The organism is Rhodococcus sp. NPDC127527 (assembly GCF_042672245.1).
Taxonomy (GTDB): Bacteria; Actinomycetota; Actinomycetes; order Mycobacteriales; family Mycobacteriaceae; genus Rhodococcus_G.
This window is the reverse complement of the sequence record NZ_JBHXVP010000013.1, coordinates 58,598-75,664: the sequence shown is the minus strand read 5'-3', so window position 1 is coordinate 75,664 and position 17,067 is coordinate 58,598. Positions and strand designations below refer to the sequence as shown.

Below are 17,067 nucleotides of genomic sequence, written 5' to 3'. Positions count from 1 at the left end.
AGGGTCCAGCAATGTTGCCGTATTCCTCTGCCCCGCAATGGGTACTACGAAAGCTGACCAGCAGATGAACATGAAGACGAAGGGCGCGATCGCGGCGGGCGCTGCAACCGTCCTGCTCGCGGGCGGCGCGGGCACCATGGCCGCGTTCAACGCCGGCGGTGGCGTCGGCGGCGGCACCGTCGGCGCAGGCAGCCTGGCGCTGTCGCAGTCCGGGGCTCCGGCCTGGACCGACCAGAACGGTGCGATCGACGTCGCCACCTACCGGGCGGTGCCGGGTGACAAGGTGACCTACACCGCCACCTTCACGGTGACGGCCAAGGGCACCAACCTCGTTGCGAACCTGGGCGCCGACAGCGGCACCATCACCGGTGACCCGGCGCTCAAGGCGGCGATGGCCACCGCCGTCACCGCCAGCACGAACGGGGTGTCGTTGCCGTCGAACGCCGGAGGTGCCGTGATCACCCCCGCGCAGGACGGCAAGACCGTCAATGTCAAGGTGGTGTTCACGTTCAACCCGGCCACCTCCGGATACGTGGCGCAGACCGCCCAGCTGGACCTGTCCAACTTCAACATCACCCTGAAGCAGGTGTAGGCACCATGTCGAACAAGACTCGTTGGTTGGCCATCGGCGGTGCGGCCGTTGTCGGGGTGGCGTTGCTCTCGGCGCAGCAGACCGGTGCGCTGTGGACCCAGAGCCAGACCGTGGACGCGGGCACCATCCACTCCGGCATCCTCGACCTGTCGGTCGGTGGCAGCGGGCTCAGCTCGTACCCGTTCACCGCGCTCGCCGGCGCGAACCTGATGCCCGGCGGTTACGCGCAGGCGCCGGTGAAAGTCTTCAACTCCGGCAACGTGCTGATGAGATACAAGCTCCTCAACGGCGTCCAGTCGAATTCGGCTGTGCCTCTGGACCTCACGGCCTCCATCGTCGCGAACGAGGCGGCCTGCCCGACCACCGGCAACCCGACCGGGGCGACGCAGGTCTACAGCGGTCCGTTGATCGGAGCGTCGTTCGCCGAGCGGACCGTGCAGCCCGGCGGGACCGAGGTGCTGTGCCTGCGCGGCACGGTCGGCGCGTCCGCGGCGCCCAGCCAGAGCACCACGGCCACGTTCACGTTCTCCGCACAGTCTCGCTGAGTGAGGTTCGATGAGTGACACGGTGCAGGGCAAGACCGGGGACCAGGATCTCAGCGCCTGGGGGTGGGTCAAGAGCATCGTCTCCTGGCTCGTGCTCCTGGTGCTGCTGGCGATCCTGGCCCTGACCATCGTGGTCCCCCGGCTGACGGGGTCGACACCCTACACCGTGCTCACCGGCTCGATGCGGCCCACCTACCCGCCCGGCACCCTGATCGTGGTGAAGCCGCAGGATCCGCTCACGCTGGGGGTGGGGGACGCGATCACCTTCCAGAAGGAGTCCGGGAACCCGGAGGTCGTGACGCACCGGATCATCGAGTCGCGACAGAACTCGAAGGGCGAACGCAGCTTCGTCACCCAGGGTGACGCGAATCCGTCACGGGACAAGAACCCTGTTGTCCCGGAACAGGTTCGAGGCAAGGTCTGGTACAGCGTCCCGTATCTCGGCTATGTCAACAATGTCATCACCGGCCAGCAGCGGGCGCTGATGATCACGGTCGTCGTCGGGGGCCTGTTCCTCTACGCCGGCTGGATGTTCGTCGGTGCGTTCCGGGACCGCCCCCGCAAGGGCGACGACGACGGGTCCGGCTCCGACGGCCCCGCGAACCCGGTGGCGACCGCGAACCCTGTGGCGAACGCGAATCCTGCAGCCGCCGCGACGGTCCGCTTCGCGCCGCGGGTGCCCGCGACGCCGGACCAGCGGTTCGTCGACGCGGACACCATCGTCATTCCCCGGATCGAAAGCCGACACCGAGCACCCTGATCGCGAACGAAACGGCGAGGACTCGATCTCGCCGGTACGCCCCGAACGCCCAGGCGGAGAGTCGAACCGTCTGGGCGTTCGTGTGTTCCTGAGCGGAATCAGGCGTCGCCCAGCACACCCCGCGGAAGGCACAGGCAGAACGGGTGCCCCGCCGGATCCAGCAGCACCCGGCACAGGGCGGGTGCGTGCTGCACCGACGCGACCCGAGCCCCCAGGCGCACCGCCTCGGCCGAGGCGGAGTCCAGGTCGTCGACGACGAGGTCCAGGTGGATCTGTTTCGGCACGGCGCTGTCCGGCCACGACGGTGCCCGGTAGTCGGCCACGCGGATCGCGGTCAACAATCCATGCGGGAACTTCACGGTGACGTACTTGTCGCTGGAGTGCGCGATCCCTCCTCCGAGCATCCCGCACCAGAACGCCGCGAGGCTCGACGGCTCGTCACAGTCCAGGGTTATCGATCCCATGCGGGCAACGGTCATCCCTGCACGCTACCGAAACGCGGGGTGCCGTGGCGGCGCCAATTGCGCCGCGCGCCAAACGAAACGAGCGCCTGCGGTGACCGGGGTCGGTCACCGCAGGCGCTCGTCGCGGAGCTGGGTTACTGGTCGGACGATCAGCTGCCGAAGATGCTGCCCACCGAGCCGGCGGAACCGGTGTTGCCGCCGGGGGCCGGATCGGTGATCGTGATCGTCTTGGGGTCCGAGGTGGCGCCGGCGTGGGTGGCGTCGCCCGAGTAGACGGCGGTGATGACGTGGTCACCCGCGGTGGGGAAGATGTTCGTGAGCTCGACGACGCCGCCCACCACGGCCTTCGGGATGCCGATGTTCTTCGTGCCGTCCTTGAACTGGATGGTGCCGGTGGCGTCGGCCGGGGCCACGACCGCCTTCAGCTGCACGCCGGCCGAGGTGAAGGCGGTGGCGGGCACGGTCAGCGTGACGCTGCTCTGGCCGAGCGCGGGCGCGCCGACCGTCACGGTGAAGGCCGCGGAGGTGGAGGTCTCGAAGCCCGCGGCGCCGGAGTAGACGGCGGTGATGCTGCGCGCACCCTGGGTGGTGAAGGTGTGGGCGAGCGTCGCGGTGCCGTTGGTGACGGTGACAGGGCCGCCGAGGTCGGTCGTGCCGTCCCTGAACTGGACGGTGCCGGTGGCCTCGGCCGGGGTCACGGTCGCGGTCAGGTTGGCGGCGACACCGGTGGTCGCGGTGGCCGGGCCGGTGACGGTGGTGGTGGTCGCGACGCCCGCCGGATCGACCTCGAAGTCGATGGTGAAGTTGGGGTCGACCGAGGCGTTCTGGGACTCGTTGCCCGCCGTGGTCGGCATGCCGACCACGAGCAGGACCTTGGCGCTCTGGCCGGGCGCGAGGTGGATCGACTGGAGTTCGGTGCCCGGCTCCGCGACGCCCTGGACCAGGTTGACGATCCCACCGGTCGCGTCGTTGATCTCCGCCCGCACGTAGGCCTGGACGTCCGGTGCGTTCTTGGTCCAGTTGCCGAGGTACACCTGCAGGGTGCCGCCGGTGGCGGTGGTGTTCTTCGCCCAGAATTTGGAGGTGGCCTCGCCGCCGGGGATCAGCGTGCCCTGGAGGGCGGGGATCTGGTCCGTCCCGCCCCAGGTGGAGTTGTCCGCGGAGTACTGGATGAGGTTGGCATCGGCGTGCGCGGCGGCCGGCATCAGCACGGCGGCGAACGCCGCCAGGAACAGAGCTGCGACTGCGCCGCCGATGGCAGTGGCAAGCCGCGTGAAGCCGCCCTGCGTGTTGATGGAGGTGGTCATTGCGGCAGCGTAATTGAAGAATTAGTCCAAGCGTCCAGTTTGTAGAAACTTGTATCTTCGTCCAGCGCCGACGGCCGTAAGCTACCCGAACGAGTCGGTGTCGGCCGTTCGACTGCGGTGTCGGCGTGTCTCGCGGGGCGCGCCGACCGTCGGCGGGTCGGCGCGGCGTCCACCCCGCTGAGCAGGCCCGAAAAGATCTTGAGCGGGTTCTCATATTCTGGCGGGTCACCGCGGCGATTCGTCCAATTGGTGGGGTATCGGTGCCGGGAGTAGGGTGTCGAGGTCCAGCAGAGTCGATGGAAGAGGGAGGTGTGGCTTGTCGTGAAGGGCCAACCTCCCAGTACCTGCCGAAGTCGTCGCTGAGTCCTAGGGCGCAGCGCACTCGCGCAGCGGCGATTTCGTGATCACCACACCGCACGTCGACACCCAGCGTGCTGCCCGTGCATCCGACTTACGCGAAAGCCGTTTCCCATGCGTGACAAGCGACCCTTCCGCCCGCTGCTGCCCAGCCGCGCCGCCGACCCCTCCCGCGAGCTGATCGCGCCCGAGCATTCGATGGCGCCCCACCACACGCCGCCGGCCCGAGTGGTCGTCGCGCCGGTGGAAGCCAGCGTCGTCAACAGCGCCGTCTATCGCGACGGTCGCCGGATCGAGACGCCCGTGAACCTGGCCGACGCGCTGCGCAGCCTGCCCGACGCCTCGTCGATGGCGTGGATCGGGATGTACCGCCCCGACGAGGAGCAGCTGCTCGCCGCGGCGGTGCAGTTCGGCCTGCACGAGCTCGCGGTCGAGGACGCCATCGTCGCGCACCAGCGGCCGAAGCTCGAACGCTACGGCGACACCCTGTTCGTGGTGTTGCGCGCCGCGCGTTATGTCGACGAGACCGAACGCGTCGACTTCGGTGAACTGCACATCTTCTGCGGCCCGACATTCGTCCTGACCGTGCGGCACAGCGAGTCTCCCGACCTCTCTGCCGTCCGCACCCGCATGGAGAACGACCCGGACCTGCTCAGGCTCGGGCCCGAGGCGGTGCTCTACGCCATCCTGGACGCGGTGGTCGACGGGTACGCGCCGGTGGTCGCCGGTCTGCAGAACGACATCGACGAGATCGAGACCGAGGTGTTCAGCGGCGATCCGAAGGTGTCGCGGCGCATCTACGAACTCACCCGAGAGGTGATCGAGTTCCAGCGCGCCACCCGTCCGCTGCTCGACATGCTCAGCGGTCTGTCCGCCGGCTTCGAGAAGTACAAGACTGACGAGGAACTGCAGCGCTACCTGCGCGACGTCACCGACCACGCCACCACCGTCGTCGAGCGAGCCGACGGGTTCCGTCAGCTGCTCGGCAACATCCTCACCGTCAACGCCACGCTCGTCTCGCAGACCCAGAACGAGGAGATGTCGGCGCTGACCCAGGCCAGCTACGCGCAGAACGAGGAGATCAAGAAGGTCTCCGCCTGGGCCGCAATCCTGTTCGCGCCGACCCTGATCGGCACCGTGTACGGCATGAACTTCGACTCCATGCCCGAGCTGCACTGGGCCGGCGGCTACCCGATGGCGCTGATGATGATGGTGCTCACCTGTTTCGGCCTGTACACCGTGTTCAAGCGCCGGGGATGGCTCTAGCCTGTACAGACGTGCCGACGCGGCCATACGCTGGATGGACTCCGTCCCTCGAGAGTGAGGATGAGCCGATGAGCAATCACGTGTACAGCGTCACCGAGGTGGTCGGATCCTCGAAGAAGGGTATCGACGACGCGATCGCGGGGGCGGTGGCCAGGGCGAACGAGACCGTCCGGAACCTGGAATGGTTCGAGGTGGTGCACACCCGCGGGCACATCGAGAACGGGAAGGTCGGCCACGTGCAGGTGACCCTCAAACTGGGGTTCCGGCTCGACACCGAGTAGTTCGGCGCGCCAATCGGTCCCGGGTGGGCGACTATGGGTGGGTGGACCTGCCGCTGACCCCGCCTCTGCAACCGATGCTGGCGAAGGCCGCCGCGAGCGTGCCGCCGCAGCCCGACGGCGCAGAGCCCGAGTGGTCGTACGAGCCGAAGTGGGACGGCTTCCGCGCCATCGTCTTCCGCGACGGCGACGAGGTCGTGCTCAGCTCCCGCAGCGGGAAGGACCTGGGCCGCTACTTCCCGGAGATGCTCGACGCCATCCGAACCGAACTGCCGGACCGGTGCGTCCTCGACGGTGAACTGGTGGTCCCGCGCGAGGTGGACGGCCGCACCCGTCTGGACTGGGAATCGCTGTCGGAGCGTATCCATCCAGCCGCCAGCCGCGTGTCGCTGCTCGCCGAGCAGACGCCGTCGCAGCTGGTCGGCTTCGACCTGCTCGCCCTCGGCGACGAGGACCTCACCGGCCGGCCGTTCGGGGACCGCCGCGCCGCCCTCCTCGACGTGGTCGGCGGCGGACCGTCCTGCCACGTCACCACTGCGACCACCGACGCCGCCCAGGCCCAGCGCTGGTTCAGCGAGTTCGAGGGCGCGGGGCTCGATGGTGTCGTCGCGAAAAAGCTTGCCGGACCGTATCTTCCGAACAAGCGGGAGATGATCAAGGTGAAGCACTCGCGGACCGCGGACTGCGTGGTGATCGGGTATCGGCCGCACAAGAGTCAGCTGGGGATCGGGTCGATGCTGCTCGGCCTCTACGACGGCGACGACATGCACTTCATCGGCGGCGCTTCGGCGTTCACCGCTACCCGACGCGTCGAACTGCAGGCCATCCTCGACCCGCTGCGTCTCGGCGAGGACGTGGTGCACGACGGCGAGGCCAGCCGGTGGTCGGCGGGCAAGGACCGCCAGTGGGTACCGCTGCGGCCGGAGCTTGTGATCGAGGTGGCGTACGACCAGATGGAGGGCGACCGGCTGCGGCACGCCGCACGGTTCCTACGGTGGCGACCGGACCGCGACCCGCGGTCGTGTACCTACGAGCAGCTGGAGGTTCCGGTGCGCTACGACCTGAGCGACGTACTGGCAGGAGAGAAGTGATGGCCAAATCGGCTGCGATCGAGCTGGACGTCGACGGGATCCCGGTCCGGCTGTCGAGCCCCGACAAGATCATGTTTCCGCAGCTCGGCGCCGAGGGCGGCTCCAAGCTGCATCTCGCCGAGTACTACCGGACGGTCGCCACCTTCGGCGGCGGCGGCATCATGACCGCGCTGCGTCAGCGGCCCACCCACCTGCAGCGGTTCCCGGACGGCATCGAGGGCGAGGAGGTGTACCAGAAGCGGATCCCCGCCAAGCACCCCGATTTCGTCGACACCTGCACGGTCACCAACCCGAACGGCCGCACGGCAGACGCCCTGCTGGTGCGCAGTCCCGCCGACATCGTGTGGGCGGCGCAGATGGGCAACGTGACCTTCCATCCGTGGCCGGTGCGCGGTGCGGACACCGACCGGCCCGACGAGCTGCGCATCGACCTGGACCCGCAGCCCGGAACCGGGTTCGCCGAGGCGCGGGCGGTCGCGCTGGACCTGCTGGCGCCGCTGCTCGACGAGCTGGGGCTGGTCGGCTACCCGAAGACCTCCGGCGGGCGCGGGGTGCACGTGTACGTGCGGATCGAGCCGCGCTGGGACTTCATCGAGGTGCGACGCGCGGTGATCGCGCTGGCCCGTGAGATCGAGCGCCGCGATCCGGCCCGCGTGACCACCGCCTGGTGGAAGGAGGAACGCGGGGAGCGGATCTTCGTCGACTTCAACCAGACCGCGCGGGACAAGACGGTCGCCTCGGCGTACTCGGTGCGCAAGACCCCGCGAGCGACGGTGTCGACGCCGGTGACGTGGACGGAACTGGCGGACGTCGAACCGGACGACTTCACCATCGCCACGGTCCCGGACCTGCTGGCTCGGCGGGGGGATCCCGCCGCCGGCATCGACGCGGTCGCGCACACGCTCGACGCACTCCTCGAGATGGCCGAGCGGGATGCCGCGAACGGGCTCGGGGACATGCCGTATCCGCCGCAGTACCCGAAGATGCCCGGCGAGCCGAAGCGGGTGCAGCCGAGCCGCGATCGGGACCGGAAGTAGGGCGTTTTCGGTCCCCCTTCGCCGGACTTCGACAGTAGGCTCAACACGATCGGAAATACATCGTCACACGGCAGTTCACACGCGAACGTTCGGAGGATGAGATGACCGAGAGCCCCATCGTCGACAGCAACGAGGCGATCCTGCGGATCGCCAAGGACGTGTGGTGGATGCTGCTGATCCGCGGCATCGTCGCGATCGCGTTCGGCATAGTCGCGATCGCCTGGCCGCACGTGACGGTCAAGGCGTTGATCGTGGTGGTCGGTGTGTTCTGGATCGTCGACGGAATCGTCTCCGCGGTCCGAGCGGTGCAGGCCCGCAAGGTCGTGCAGAGCTGGGTGTGGTGGCTGGCTGCCGCACTCGTGTCGGTGACCGCGGGCATCGTCCTGTTCGTCTGGCCCGACCTGACCGCCCTCGCGTTCGCCTACCTGATGGGATTCTGGGCGATCCTGCTCGGTGTCCTCGAGGTGATCGGGGCATTCCAGGTGATGGCCAACGGGGGGCAGTGGATCGGGTCGATGGTGGCCGGCGTTCTCGCCCTGCTGTTCGGTCTGATCCTGGTGATCTGGCCGGGCTCGGGCATCACCGGACTGATGTGGCTCGTCGGCGGCTTCGCCATCCTCTTCGGAATCCTGTTCCTGGTCGGGGCATTCCAGGTGCGCGCAGCGGGCAAACGCGCAGGCGTCGTGTGAGACCGTGACCGAGAAGTCGGCGCGCATCCGCTCATTCGGTGAGGCCGCTCGGCCGCCGACGCAGATGCACGTCGACCCCCGGTTCCTGCGTCTGGCGGATGCGTTCTTCGAGCTGTACCGAACCCCGGACAACGGGGGCGGTGCGCTCGCGGTGTACCTGTACGGAGAGCCGGTGCTGGACATCTGGGCGGGCTGGGCCGACCGGGACCGGCGGTGGACGAGGGACACCATGGCGTTGTCCTTCTCCACCGGCAAGGGTGTCGCCAGCACCGTCGCGCATCGCCTCGCCGAGCGCGGCGTGCTTGCCTACGACGAGCCGGTCGCCAGCTACTGGCCCGAGTTCGCGGCGGCAGGCAAGCAGGGCATCACCGTGCGGGACATGCTCACTCATCGCGCCGGTCTGCACCGGGTGCGCGGGCTGGTGCCCGGGCGCCGTGGACTGCTCGACTACGACACCGTCGTCGATGCGCTGGCGGCCGCGGCGCCGGATCCGCGGCGGCTGCGCGCGCCCGGCTACCACGCGGTCACCTTCGGGTGGCTGGTGGCCGAGACGATCACCCGGGCCACGGGTCGGGACTTCGTGGACGTGGTGCGAGACGAGATCGGGAAACCGCTGGGGGTCAGCGACTTCTGGTATCGGGTACCCGTGGACCAGCGTGGCCGGATCGCGAAGCTGTTCCCGCACATCGCACCCGGCGGGGTGCCGTGGGGACTGACGTCGTCGGTGCTGTCGCGGGTGCGCCCGTTGCGCGGGCTCGCCGAGGCGGCGATGCCCGACGGCTTCGACGAACTGGTCCGAGACCCGGCCGTCCACGACGCGGTGATGCCGGGTTGGAACGGGGTCTTCACGGCGCGCGCCCTGGCCAAGATGTACGGGGCGATCGCCAACGGCGGCACCATCGACGGCGTGCGCTTCCTGGCACCGGAGACCATCGCGCAGATGGGAACCGTGCAGACCCGCGGCCGCGACTACGTTCTCGGCGCACCGGTCAACTGGCGGCTGGGCTACCACCCGGTGGTCGTCGCGAACCGGGTCCAGCCGCGGGACGCGTTCGGGCACTACGGGGTCGGCGGCTCGGGCGCATACGCGGACCCGGCCACCGGGCTGTCGTTGGCCTTCGTCACCAACCGGATGGGCAATGCCCTCACCGCACTCGGTGATCTTCGGCTCGCCCGGCTCGCGGCGAAGGCTCAGGCGATCGCGACCGTGCTGTAGACCGACATCAGGACCGCCGCGCGGCCGGAGGTGAACCGGACCGGCCGCCTGCTCGTGTCGACTTCATGGACCAGCGCACGGCACCGCCGCATCCGCGACCGGTCGCTCTGCACGCCGCCGCCTGCGCCCTCGACCTGGATCGCTACCTGCGCTGGCGCCGCGACCGTGACGGCGACCCGTTTCTGCTGGCCATCCCGCACTACGGAGAAACCCTGTTCACCGGCAGCGCGGACGGCGCCGAGGAACTCTTCCGTCTGCCACCGGGGCTGTCGACGCCGCCACTGCCGAATCCCATCGAGCCGCTGGTCGGCGCGAACTCGCTGATTCTGCTCTCGGGGGACCGGCATCGCCGGGAACGCCGGTTGATGATGCCGGCGTTCCACGGCGACCGGATGCGCGAGTACGGCCGGATCGCCGTCGACGCCGCGCGCGGCGAGATGGACCACTGGGTGCCGGGCGTCCCGATCCGGGTCCGCGAGTGCGCCCGCGCGATCACCCTCGGCGTGATCGTGCGGGCGGTGTTCGGCGTCACCGACCCGGGCCGTCGCGACGAGTACACCCGCGCCGTGACTGGGTTCCTCTCCGCGTACGGACTGCCGCTGGTGCTGGCTCCGGTGTTGCGGCGACCGCTTCGCGGCAGGGGACCCTGGGCCAAGTTCGTCGCGCAGCGGACCAGGTTCGACGCGCTGCTCGTAGCGGAGATCCAGAGCCGTCGGGAGCGGGACGGGGCCGGTCGGTGTGATCTCCTCGGCCTGTTGACGGCGGCCCGCTACGAGGACGGCACCGGCATCGACGGCGCCGACCTGGTCGAGGAACTGCGGACCCTGCTCGTCGCCGGTCACGAGACCACCGCTACCGCGGTCACGTGGGCGCTGTGCCATCTGCACCGCGAGCCGCGGGTGCGTGCGAGGCTGCTGGCCGAACTCGACGATCTGGGACGTGACCCCGGTCCCGACGAACTCGATGCCGCGCCGTACCTCGGCGCGATCTGTCAGGAGGTGCTCAGGCTGCACCCATCGGTTCCCGTCGTGCTGCGCAGGCTGACCGGCCCCGGTGCGGTTCGAGGGGTGTCCCTCGAAGCGGGTGACACCGCGGGCGTGGCGCTGAGCCTGCTGCACTCGGACCCGCGGGTCTTCCCGGATCCGGCCCGCTTCGACCCGAATCGGTTTCTCGGCCGGCGCTACTCGCCGCACGAGTACGCGCCGTTCGGCGGTGGGAACCGGCGCTGCGTCGGGGCCGCGTTCGCCGGGTACGAGATGCGGATGGTGCTGGGCACGATCATGACGCAGGCGCGCCTGCGCATGCCAGACCGGGACCGCCGCCGCCCGCCACCGGCCGCGGTGCCGCACGACATAGCGACCGGCCCGCGCAGGCCCGTGGTGCTGGACTATCTCGGCCCGCGCTGACCGGGCCGGCACCATCGCGTCGGCGGAATCAGGACTCGGGGACTGGAATCTCCATTCCCCGTCTTCGGATGACGTTCAACGGGTTTCGGACACCGGTAGCGCGAGGAGTGGGCCGCCGGTGTGCAGGTCCGCGCCCGACGCGGGGAGGGACCTACTCGTACCGTGCAGGGGCCGCGGATCGGTTGCGCTGGTGATGCGGGCGACGGTTTCGTCGATCGCCTCGATCGCCTCGGTGCGGCTGTAGTCCTCGTGCGCGAAGCTCTCCCATCCGGTGAGCAGGCTCCACCACAGCATGTGCCGCACCCAGCGCACCTTGAGGTTGCTGCTGAAGGTGCCGTCGGCGCGGCCGCGCTCGAGGAGGTCGAACAGCGGCGCGTCGATGGTGCTCAGGCGGACCCAGAACGACTCGTGGGACAGGGCCTGCGGATCGCCGTAGATCAGCGCCAGCAGGGGGCCCAGGTCGAAGCACTCGTGGCTCATCCGGCGCAGCGCGGCGTCGGCCGGACCCTCCTCGGGCCTGGCCCTGATCTGCGCCGCGCTGAGTTTGTCGAGCGCGTCCTCGCCGAGTGCCCGGATCAGGTCGTCGCGCTCGGGGTAGTAGCGGTGCAGAGTGCTTCGACCGACGTCGGCTTCTGCGGCGATGTCGCTCAGCGGCGCCGCCGCGTTCTTGCTCAGGACCTCGACGGCGGCGTCCAGGATCGCCCGGCGGGTGCGGGCGCGAGTTCCCGATTCCTGGGCGGATTCCGACGACATGGACACGACTTTAGCAGCGTGAACGTTCGAACTGATACTCCAATTGACAGAAATGGGACACCGATGTTCCACTGATGGGCATGACTGACTCGCCCGCGCAGACTTCCTGGGTCAACGTGAAACTCCTGTGGTCGTTCATCCGGCCGCACCGCCGCACCCTGTTCCTCGGCATCGTGCTCGGCCTGGTGTTCACCGCCGCGGGGCTCACGCTGCCGATGGTCGTCAAACTGCTCCTCGACTCGATTGCCGAGGGCAAGAGCATGACGGGGCTGATCATCGCGCTGGTCGTCATGCTCGTCGTCGCCGGCGTCATCGGATACATCGAGCTGAACCTGCTGGGCCGGCTCGCGGCCCGGGTGGTGTACGACGCGCGAGAGTCGATGGTGCGCCGGTACTTTCGGGCCACCGTCGGCAGCCTGACCAAGCGCTCGTCGGGCGAACTCGTCACCCGCGTCACCTCGGACACGGTGTTGCTGCGCGAAGCGGCGTCGTCGAGCCTGGTCGAACTCGTCAACGGAGCGGTCGCGATCGTGGGCACGCTGATCCTGATGGGCTTCCTCGACCCCGTTCTCCTGGGGGCGATGCTGGGCGCGCTCGCCGTGGTCGCGGGGTGTTCGGCCGCCGTGATGCCGATGATCGCGAAGTCCGAGCGGGCAGCGCAGGAGTCCGTCGGCCGGCTCGGTGGTGGTCTCGAGGGCGCGCTGCGCGCCATTCGCACCGTCAAGTCCAGTCGAGCCGAGTCGCGCGAGGTCGAGCGGATCATCGTCGACGCCAAGGAGTCGCAGTTGCACTCCGTGCGGGCCGTGCGGGCGGGCGCGCTGGTCTGGGCGATCTCGAGCGGCGGCATGCAGATCGCGCTGGCCGGCATCCTGGCCTTCGGTGCGTGGCGGGTCGGATCGGGTGCCGTCGCGGTCTCGAGCCTGATCGCCTTCCTGCTGTACGCCTTCCAGCTGCTCGACCCGGTCTCGCGCCTGTCGCGCAACGTCGCGACCATCCAGTCCGGAATCGCCGCCGCCGCGCGGATCCGCGAGGTCCAGGCCCTCGACCTCGAGGATCACGACGAGTCGGCCGAGATCCTGCCGTTGCGCGCCGCGCCCGACGTGCCGCTGCTCGAACTCGTCGACGTCACCGCGAAGTACGCGCCCGGTGCGCGGCCGGCGCTGTGCGGCGTCAGCGCCAGCATCCCGGCCCGGGGTCACACCGCGATCGTCGGACCGTCGGGAGCGGGCAAGACCACGATCTTCTCGCTGCTGCTGCGGTTCCTGCACCCCGAGACCGGACAGATCCGGCTGGGCGGCACACCGTACTCGGAGCTCTCGTTCGAGCAGGTGCGCTCGCACCTGGCGTACGTCGAGCAGGACACGCCGGTGGTCCCCGGCACCGTTCGATCGAACCTGCTGTTCACCTACCCGGAGGCCACCGAGGAGGAGGTGTGGGACGCGCTGCGCGCCGTGCACCTCGACGAGACCGTCCGCGGGCTGGAGAACGGCCTCGACAGTGACCTGTCGTCGACGAACATCTCGGGTGGGCAGCGACAGCGGATCGCGTTGGCCCGAGCCATCGTTCGTCGACCGGACATTCTGATGCTGGACGAGGCAACCGCCCAGCTCGACGGTCGCACCGAGGCCGCCATCCACGAGGTGATCCGCGAGCTCGCGGAGACCGGCGCCGTGCTGACCATCGCCCACCGGCTGTCGACGGTGATCGACGCGGACCAGATCCTGGTCATGGACGAGGGCCGGATCCGGGCGCAGGGCACCCACGCCGAACTGATGGCCTCCGACTCGCTCTACCGCGAGCTGGTCGCCGCGCTGCGGATCGGACCCGCGGTCCCGGTCGCGGTGTAGTCGCGGTACGGCTGCGGGGTCGGCGGGCCGGCGGTACTCTCGGGCGATGGTAGGCGTCGCCTTCGAAAAGCCGGAACCCGCCGACGATCGGCGCAGACGAGGCAAGGCGCTGCGCGCGCGTGTCCCGCGCGGCGCCCACGGTGAGTGGCAGGCCCCCGCTGGGCGACCCCACCCCGCCGACGTCCTGGACCAGCAGAACGCGCAGCGTGTGCCCGAGCTCGTACCGCTCCGCTACGAGCGAATGCTGGTTTCGCCCTTCACCTTTCTGCGCGGGTCGGCGGCGATCATGGCCTGGGACCTCGCCCAGGGGCCGCGCACGGACCTGATGGTCGCGGCCTGCGGTGACGCCCACCTGGCGAACTTCGGGCTGTTCGCCGGACCCGACCGGCGACTCGTCTTCGATGTCAACGACTTCGACGAGGTGCACCGGGGCCCGTTCGAGTGGGACGTCAAGCGACTCGCGGTGTCGGTGGCGGTGGCGTCGGAGGACAACGGGCACAGCGCCGCCGATGCTCGCACCGCGGCGCGGACGGTCGCGCAGACCTACCGCGAGGTGATGGCGCGCGCGACCAGCATGACCGCACTGGACGTCTGGTACACGCGGCTCGAGGCCGACGCCGTGATCGACCAGCTGCGCGACGACCTCGGCAAGCGCCAGCTCGGTGTCGCCGAGGCGTCGATGGCGAAGGCCGAGCGGCGCACCCAGCTCGGTTCGCTCGAGCGTTTCGCGCGGCCCACCGACGGCGGATTCCGGCTCAAGGAGGACCCGCCACTGGTGGTCCGGCTGCCGTACCAACGGCACGTCGAGGTCACCACGCTGCTCACCGACGCGTACGAGAACTACCTCGCCACCCTCGCCACCGACCGCAGACAGCTGGTGACGCGGTACCGCTTCCAGGACATCGCAAGGAAGGTGGTCGGGGTCGGCTCGGTCGGCACCATGTGCTTCATCGCACTGTTCATCGGGGATACCGCACGCGACCCCCTGTTTCTCCAGATCAAGGAGGCTGGGCAGTCGGTGCTCGCGCCGTACGTCGAGGGCACCCACTACACGGATCAGGGGCAGCGGGTGGTGGACGGCCAACGGTTGATCCAGAGTGCGTCCGACCCGTTCCTCGGCTGGTTCACCGGGTCGGGCCCGCTGGGCCGCGACTTCTACGTCCGTCAGTTGCGGGACAAGAAGGGCGGCTTCGACATCGCGTCGATGCGACCGCCGGGGATGCAGGTGTACGCGCGCCTGTGTGCGACCGCGCTGGCCCGTGCGCACGCGCGTACCGGAGATCCGGTGGCGATATCCGGATACCTCGGCAGCGGAACGGTGTTCGACGGCGCGATCGAACGCTGGGCGGCCGCATACGCCGAGCAGAATCGAAGCGACTATCACGAGGTGCGGCTTCGCCGCAGTGGTGCGGTCGCGGGGTCCTGAGACTCCACAATCGCACCACTGCGCCGCAGGCGCATCACCAGATGCGTACCCGCTGTTCGGGTTCCAGGTAGAGGGCATCTCCGGGTGTGACCTCGAACGCCTCGTGGAAGGTGTCCAGGTTGCGCACCACGCCGTTGCAGCGGAACTCCGGCGGGGAGTGCGGGTCGACGGCGAGGCGGCGGATCGCCTCCTCGTTACGGGCCTTGGTCCGCCACACCTGCGCCCAGCCGAAGAACACCCGCTGCAGGCCGGTGAGTCCATCCAGTTCGGGAGGGGTCGTGCCGTCCAGCGCGATCCGGTACGCCTCGATCGCGATCGACAGCCCGCCGAGGTCGCCGATGTTCTCGCCGATGGTGAACTCGCCGTTGACCTTGTGGCCGGGCAACGCCTTCGGCTCGAAGTCGTTGTACTGCTCGATGAGCGCCTTCGTCCGCTTGCCGAATTCGGCGCGGTCGGCGTCGGTCCACCAGTCGATCATGTTGCCGTCGCCGTCGTACTTGGCGCCCTGGTCGTCGAATCCGTGGCCGATCTCGTGCCCGATCACCGCGCCGATCCCGCCGTAGTTCGCGGCGTCGTCGGCGTTCGCGTCGAAGAACGGGGGCTGCAGGATCGCGGCGGGGAAGACGATCTCGTTCATCCCCGGGTTGTAGTAGGCGTTGACGGTCTGCGGGGTCATGAACCACTCGTCGCGGTCGACCGGTCCGCCGAGCTTGGCGAGGTCGCGGTCGTGGTCGGCGGCATAGCCGCGCCGGTAGTTGCCGACCAGGTCGGAACGGTCGATCGTCAGTGCGCTGTAATCACGCCACTTGTCGGGGTAGCCGATCTTAGGGGTGAACTTCTCCAGCTTGGCGAGCGCGGCCTGTCGAGTGTCCGGGCTCATCCACTCGAGCTCGGAGATGTTGCGGCGGTATGCCTCCTGCAGGTTCGCGACCAGCTCCTGCATCCGCGTCTTGGCCTGGGGCGGGAAGTGCCGCTCGACGTAGAGCTTGCCGACCGCCTCGCCGATCAGGTCCTGCACCAGGGTCACCCCGCGCTTCCAGCGCTCGCGGTTCTCCTCGGCGCCGGTGAGGGTGTGGCCGTAGAACGCGAAGTTCTCGGCGACCACGTCCTCGGTGAGATACGGTGCGCGCGAATGGATCACCTGCCACGCGGCCCAGGCCTTCCACTCGCTCAGCGGGCGCTGCGTCCACAGTGTGGTCAGCGAGGTCAGGAAGCTGGGCTGGCGGACCACCAGTTCCGCGAATGTGTCGGGTGTGCCGCCGATGCCGGAAACCCAGGCGTCCCAGTCGAATCCGGCATTCTCGCGGATGAGGTCGTCGAGCGTGACCAGGTTGTAGCTCAGCTCGGCGTCCCGTCGCTTGACGACGTCCCAGTGACCTGCGGCGATCGCCGTCTCCAGGTCGAGGATGCGCGCGGCGTCGCCCGCGGGATCGGGCCGTCCCGCGAGCTCGAGCATCCGCTGAACGTGCGCCAGGTAGGCGTCGCGGATCTCGGCGTAGGAGTCCTCGCGGTAGTACGACTCGTCGGGCAGGCCGATCCCCGACTGGGTCAGGTGCACGAGGTAGCGCGCCGAGTTCTTGGCGTCGGTGTCGACGTAATTGCCGATCGCCCCCGAGACTCCGGTGCGCTGGAGGCTGCCGAGCAGCCCGGCCAGGGTGGACAGGTCCGCGGCGCCGTCGACGGCGGCCAGTTCGCCGGCGATCGGGTCCAGGCCGACGCGGTCGACCGCGTCGGTGTCCATGAACGAGAGGTACAGGTCGCCGATGCGCTGGGTGTCCGTGCCGTCCGCGCCACCGGTGTCGGCGGCCTCGGTGATGATCGCGCGAACGTCGACCTCGGCCTGGTCGTAGAGGGTGCGGAAGGCGCCGTCCACGGCGCGGTCGGCGGGGATCTCGTAGTCGTCCAGCCACTGCCCGTTGACGTGTACGAAGAGGTCGTCCTGGGCGCGGACGCCGTCGTCGAGGTGGGTGAGGTCGATTCCGGAGCGAGTCATGCACTCCATCATGGACCAGGAATCGCGGGCGTGAGCGGTC

The 17,067-nt window shown here is 69.2% G+C and carries 16 protein-coding genes; 12 read left to right on the top strand and 4 right to left on the bottom strand.

The features are described from left to right. Nucleotides 1-37 precede the first annotated feature (37 nt). The 3 genes from ACFVH2_RS20205 to ACFVH2_RS20195 are packed head-to-tail and all read left to right on the top strand — an operon-like array spanning nucleotide 38 to nucleotide 1,897. Nucleotides 38-592 (top strand): alternate-type signal peptide domain-containing protein, encoded by a 555-nt coding sequence (locus tag ACFVH2_RS20205; RefSeq protein ID WP_378425149.1) that lies wholly within the window; start codon nucleotides 38-40, stop codon nucleotides 590-592. Between the two features lie 5 nt (nucleotides 593-597). After that, nucleotides 598-1,137 carry a hypothetical protein gene (locus ACFVH2_RS20200; protein WP_378425151.1) on the top strand — a complete coding sequence of 180 codons (540 nt, stop codon included), beginning with the start codon at nucleotides 598-600 and terminating at the stop codon, nucleotides 1,135-1,137. 10 nt (nucleotides 1,138-1,147) lie between these two features. Then, nucleotides 1,148-1,897: a signal peptidase I gene (locus ACFVH2_RS20195; RefSeq protein ID WP_378425153.1), complete on the top strand. Its 750-nt coding sequence runs from the start codon at nucleotides 1,148-1,150 to the stop codon at nucleotides 1,895-1,897. Nucleotides 1,898-1,995: 98 nt separating this feature from the next. Here the strand turns inward: ACFVH2_RS20195 and ACFVH2_RS20190 are convergent, their stop codons facing one another. Then, a complete protein-coding gene (locus ACFVH2_RS20190) occupies nucleotides 1,996-2,376 on the bottom strand; it encodes a VOC family protein (RefSeq protein WP_378425155.1) in 381 nt (126 codons plus the stop codon). A 134-nt stretch (nucleotides 2,377-2,510) separates the two neighbouring features. Then, the gene (locus tag ACFVH2_RS20185; RefSeq protein WP_378425157.1) at nucleotides 2,511-3,668 is read right to left on the bottom strand and encodes an Ig-like domain-containing protein; all 1,158 of its coding nucleotides are present in this window, start codon (nucleotides 3,666-3,668) and stop codon (nucleotides 2,511-2,513) included. 555 nt (nucleotides 3,669-4,223) lie between these two features. On the opposite strand from ACFVH2_RS20185, the gene ACFVH2_RS20180 reads away from it, so the two are divergent. The 7 genes from ACFVH2_RS20180 (at nucleotide 4,224) to ACFVH2_RS20150 (ending at nucleotide 11,008) form a co-directional block, all read left to right on the top strand. Beyond that, a complete protein-coding gene (locus ACFVH2_RS20180) occupies nucleotides 4,224-5,291 on the top strand; it encodes a magnesium and cobalt transport protein CorA (protein WP_378425284.1) in 1,068 nt (355 codons plus the stop codon). A gap of 68 nt (nucleotides 5,292-5,359) precedes the next feature. Further along, nucleotides 5,360-5,572, top strand: a complete 213-nt coding sequence (locus tag ACFVH2_RS20175; RefSeq protein WP_142098513.1) for a dodecin — start codon at nucleotides 5,360-5,362, stop codon at nucleotides 5,570-5,572. Between the two features lie 41 nt (nucleotides 5,573-5,613). After that, complete coding sequence (locus tag ACFVH2_RS20170; protein ID WP_378425160.1) at nucleotides 5,614-6,660, top strand: ATP-dependent DNA ligase; 1,047 nt, start codon at nucleotides 5,614-5,616, stop codon at nucleotides 6,658-6,660. Then, complete coding sequence (ligD, locus tag ACFVH2_RS20165) at nucleotides 6,660-7,697, top strand: non-homologous end-joining DNA ligase (RefSeq protein WP_378425162.1); 1,038 nt, start codon at nucleotides 6,660-6,662, stop codon at nucleotides 7,695-7,697. Before ACFVH2_RS20170 ends, ligD begins: the two co-directional genes overlap by 1 nt. A 101-nt stretch (nucleotides 7,698-7,798) precedes the next feature. Next, nucleotides 7,799-8,386, top strand: coding sequence for an HdeD family acid-resistance protein (locus ACFVH2_RS20160; protein WP_378425164.1), 588 nt, complete (start codon nucleotides 7,799-7,801; stop codon nucleotides 8,384-8,386). A gap of 64 nt (nucleotides 8,387-8,450) precedes the next feature. Then, nucleotides 8,451-9,602: a serine hydrolase domain-containing protein gene (locus ACFVH2_RS20155; RefSeq protein WP_378425286.1), complete on the top strand. Its 1,152-nt coding sequence runs from the start codon at nucleotides 8,451-8,453 to the stop codon at nucleotides 9,600-9,602. Between the two features lie 65 nt (nucleotides 9,603-9,667). Next, on the top strand, nucleotides 9,668-11,008 hold the full coding sequence (locus ACFVH2_RS20150; protein ID WP_378425166.1) for a cytochrome P450: 1,341 nt from the start codon (nucleotides 9,668-9,670) through the stop codon (nucleotides 11,006-11,008). A gap of 75 nt (nucleotides 11,009-11,083) precedes the next feature. Here the strand turns inward: ACFVH2_RS20150 and ACFVH2_RS20145 are convergent, their stop codons facing one another. Next, nucleotides 11,084-11,761: a TetR/AcrR family transcriptional regulator gene (locus ACFVH2_RS20145; RefSeq protein ID WP_378425168.1), complete on the bottom strand. Its 678-nt coding sequence runs from the start codon at nucleotides 11,759-11,761 to the stop codon at nucleotides 11,084-11,086. Between the two features lie 80 nt (nucleotides 11,762-11,841). On the opposite strand from ACFVH2_RS20145, the gene ACFVH2_RS20140 reads away from it, so the two are divergent. Both ACFVH2_RS20140 and ACFVH2_RS20135 read left to right on the top strand, forming a co-directional pair. Beyond that, nucleotides 11,842-13,608, top strand: coding sequence for an ABC transporter ATP-binding protein (locus tag ACFVH2_RS20140; RefSeq protein WP_378425170.1), 1,767 nt, complete (start codon nucleotides 11,842-11,844; stop codon nucleotides 13,606-13,608). A gap of 46 nt (nucleotides 13,609-13,654) precedes the next feature. Beyond that, nucleotides 13,655-15,034 (top strand): DUF2252 domain-containing protein, encoded by a 1,380-nt coding sequence (locus ACFVH2_RS20135; RefSeq protein ID WP_378425172.1) that lies wholly within the window; start codon nucleotides 13,655-13,657, stop codon nucleotides 15,032-15,034. 34 nt (nucleotides 15,035-15,068) lie between these two features. On the opposite strand, the gene ACFVH2_RS20130 is transcribed toward ACFVH2_RS20135, so the two are convergent. Beyond that, on the bottom strand, nucleotides 15,069-17,036 hold the full coding sequence (locus tag ACFVH2_RS20130) for a M13 family metallopeptidase (RefSeq protein WP_378425288.1): 1,968 nt from the start codon (nucleotides 17,034-17,036) through the stop codon (nucleotides 15,069-15,071). Nucleotides 17,037-17,067: the final 31 nt, after the last annotated feature.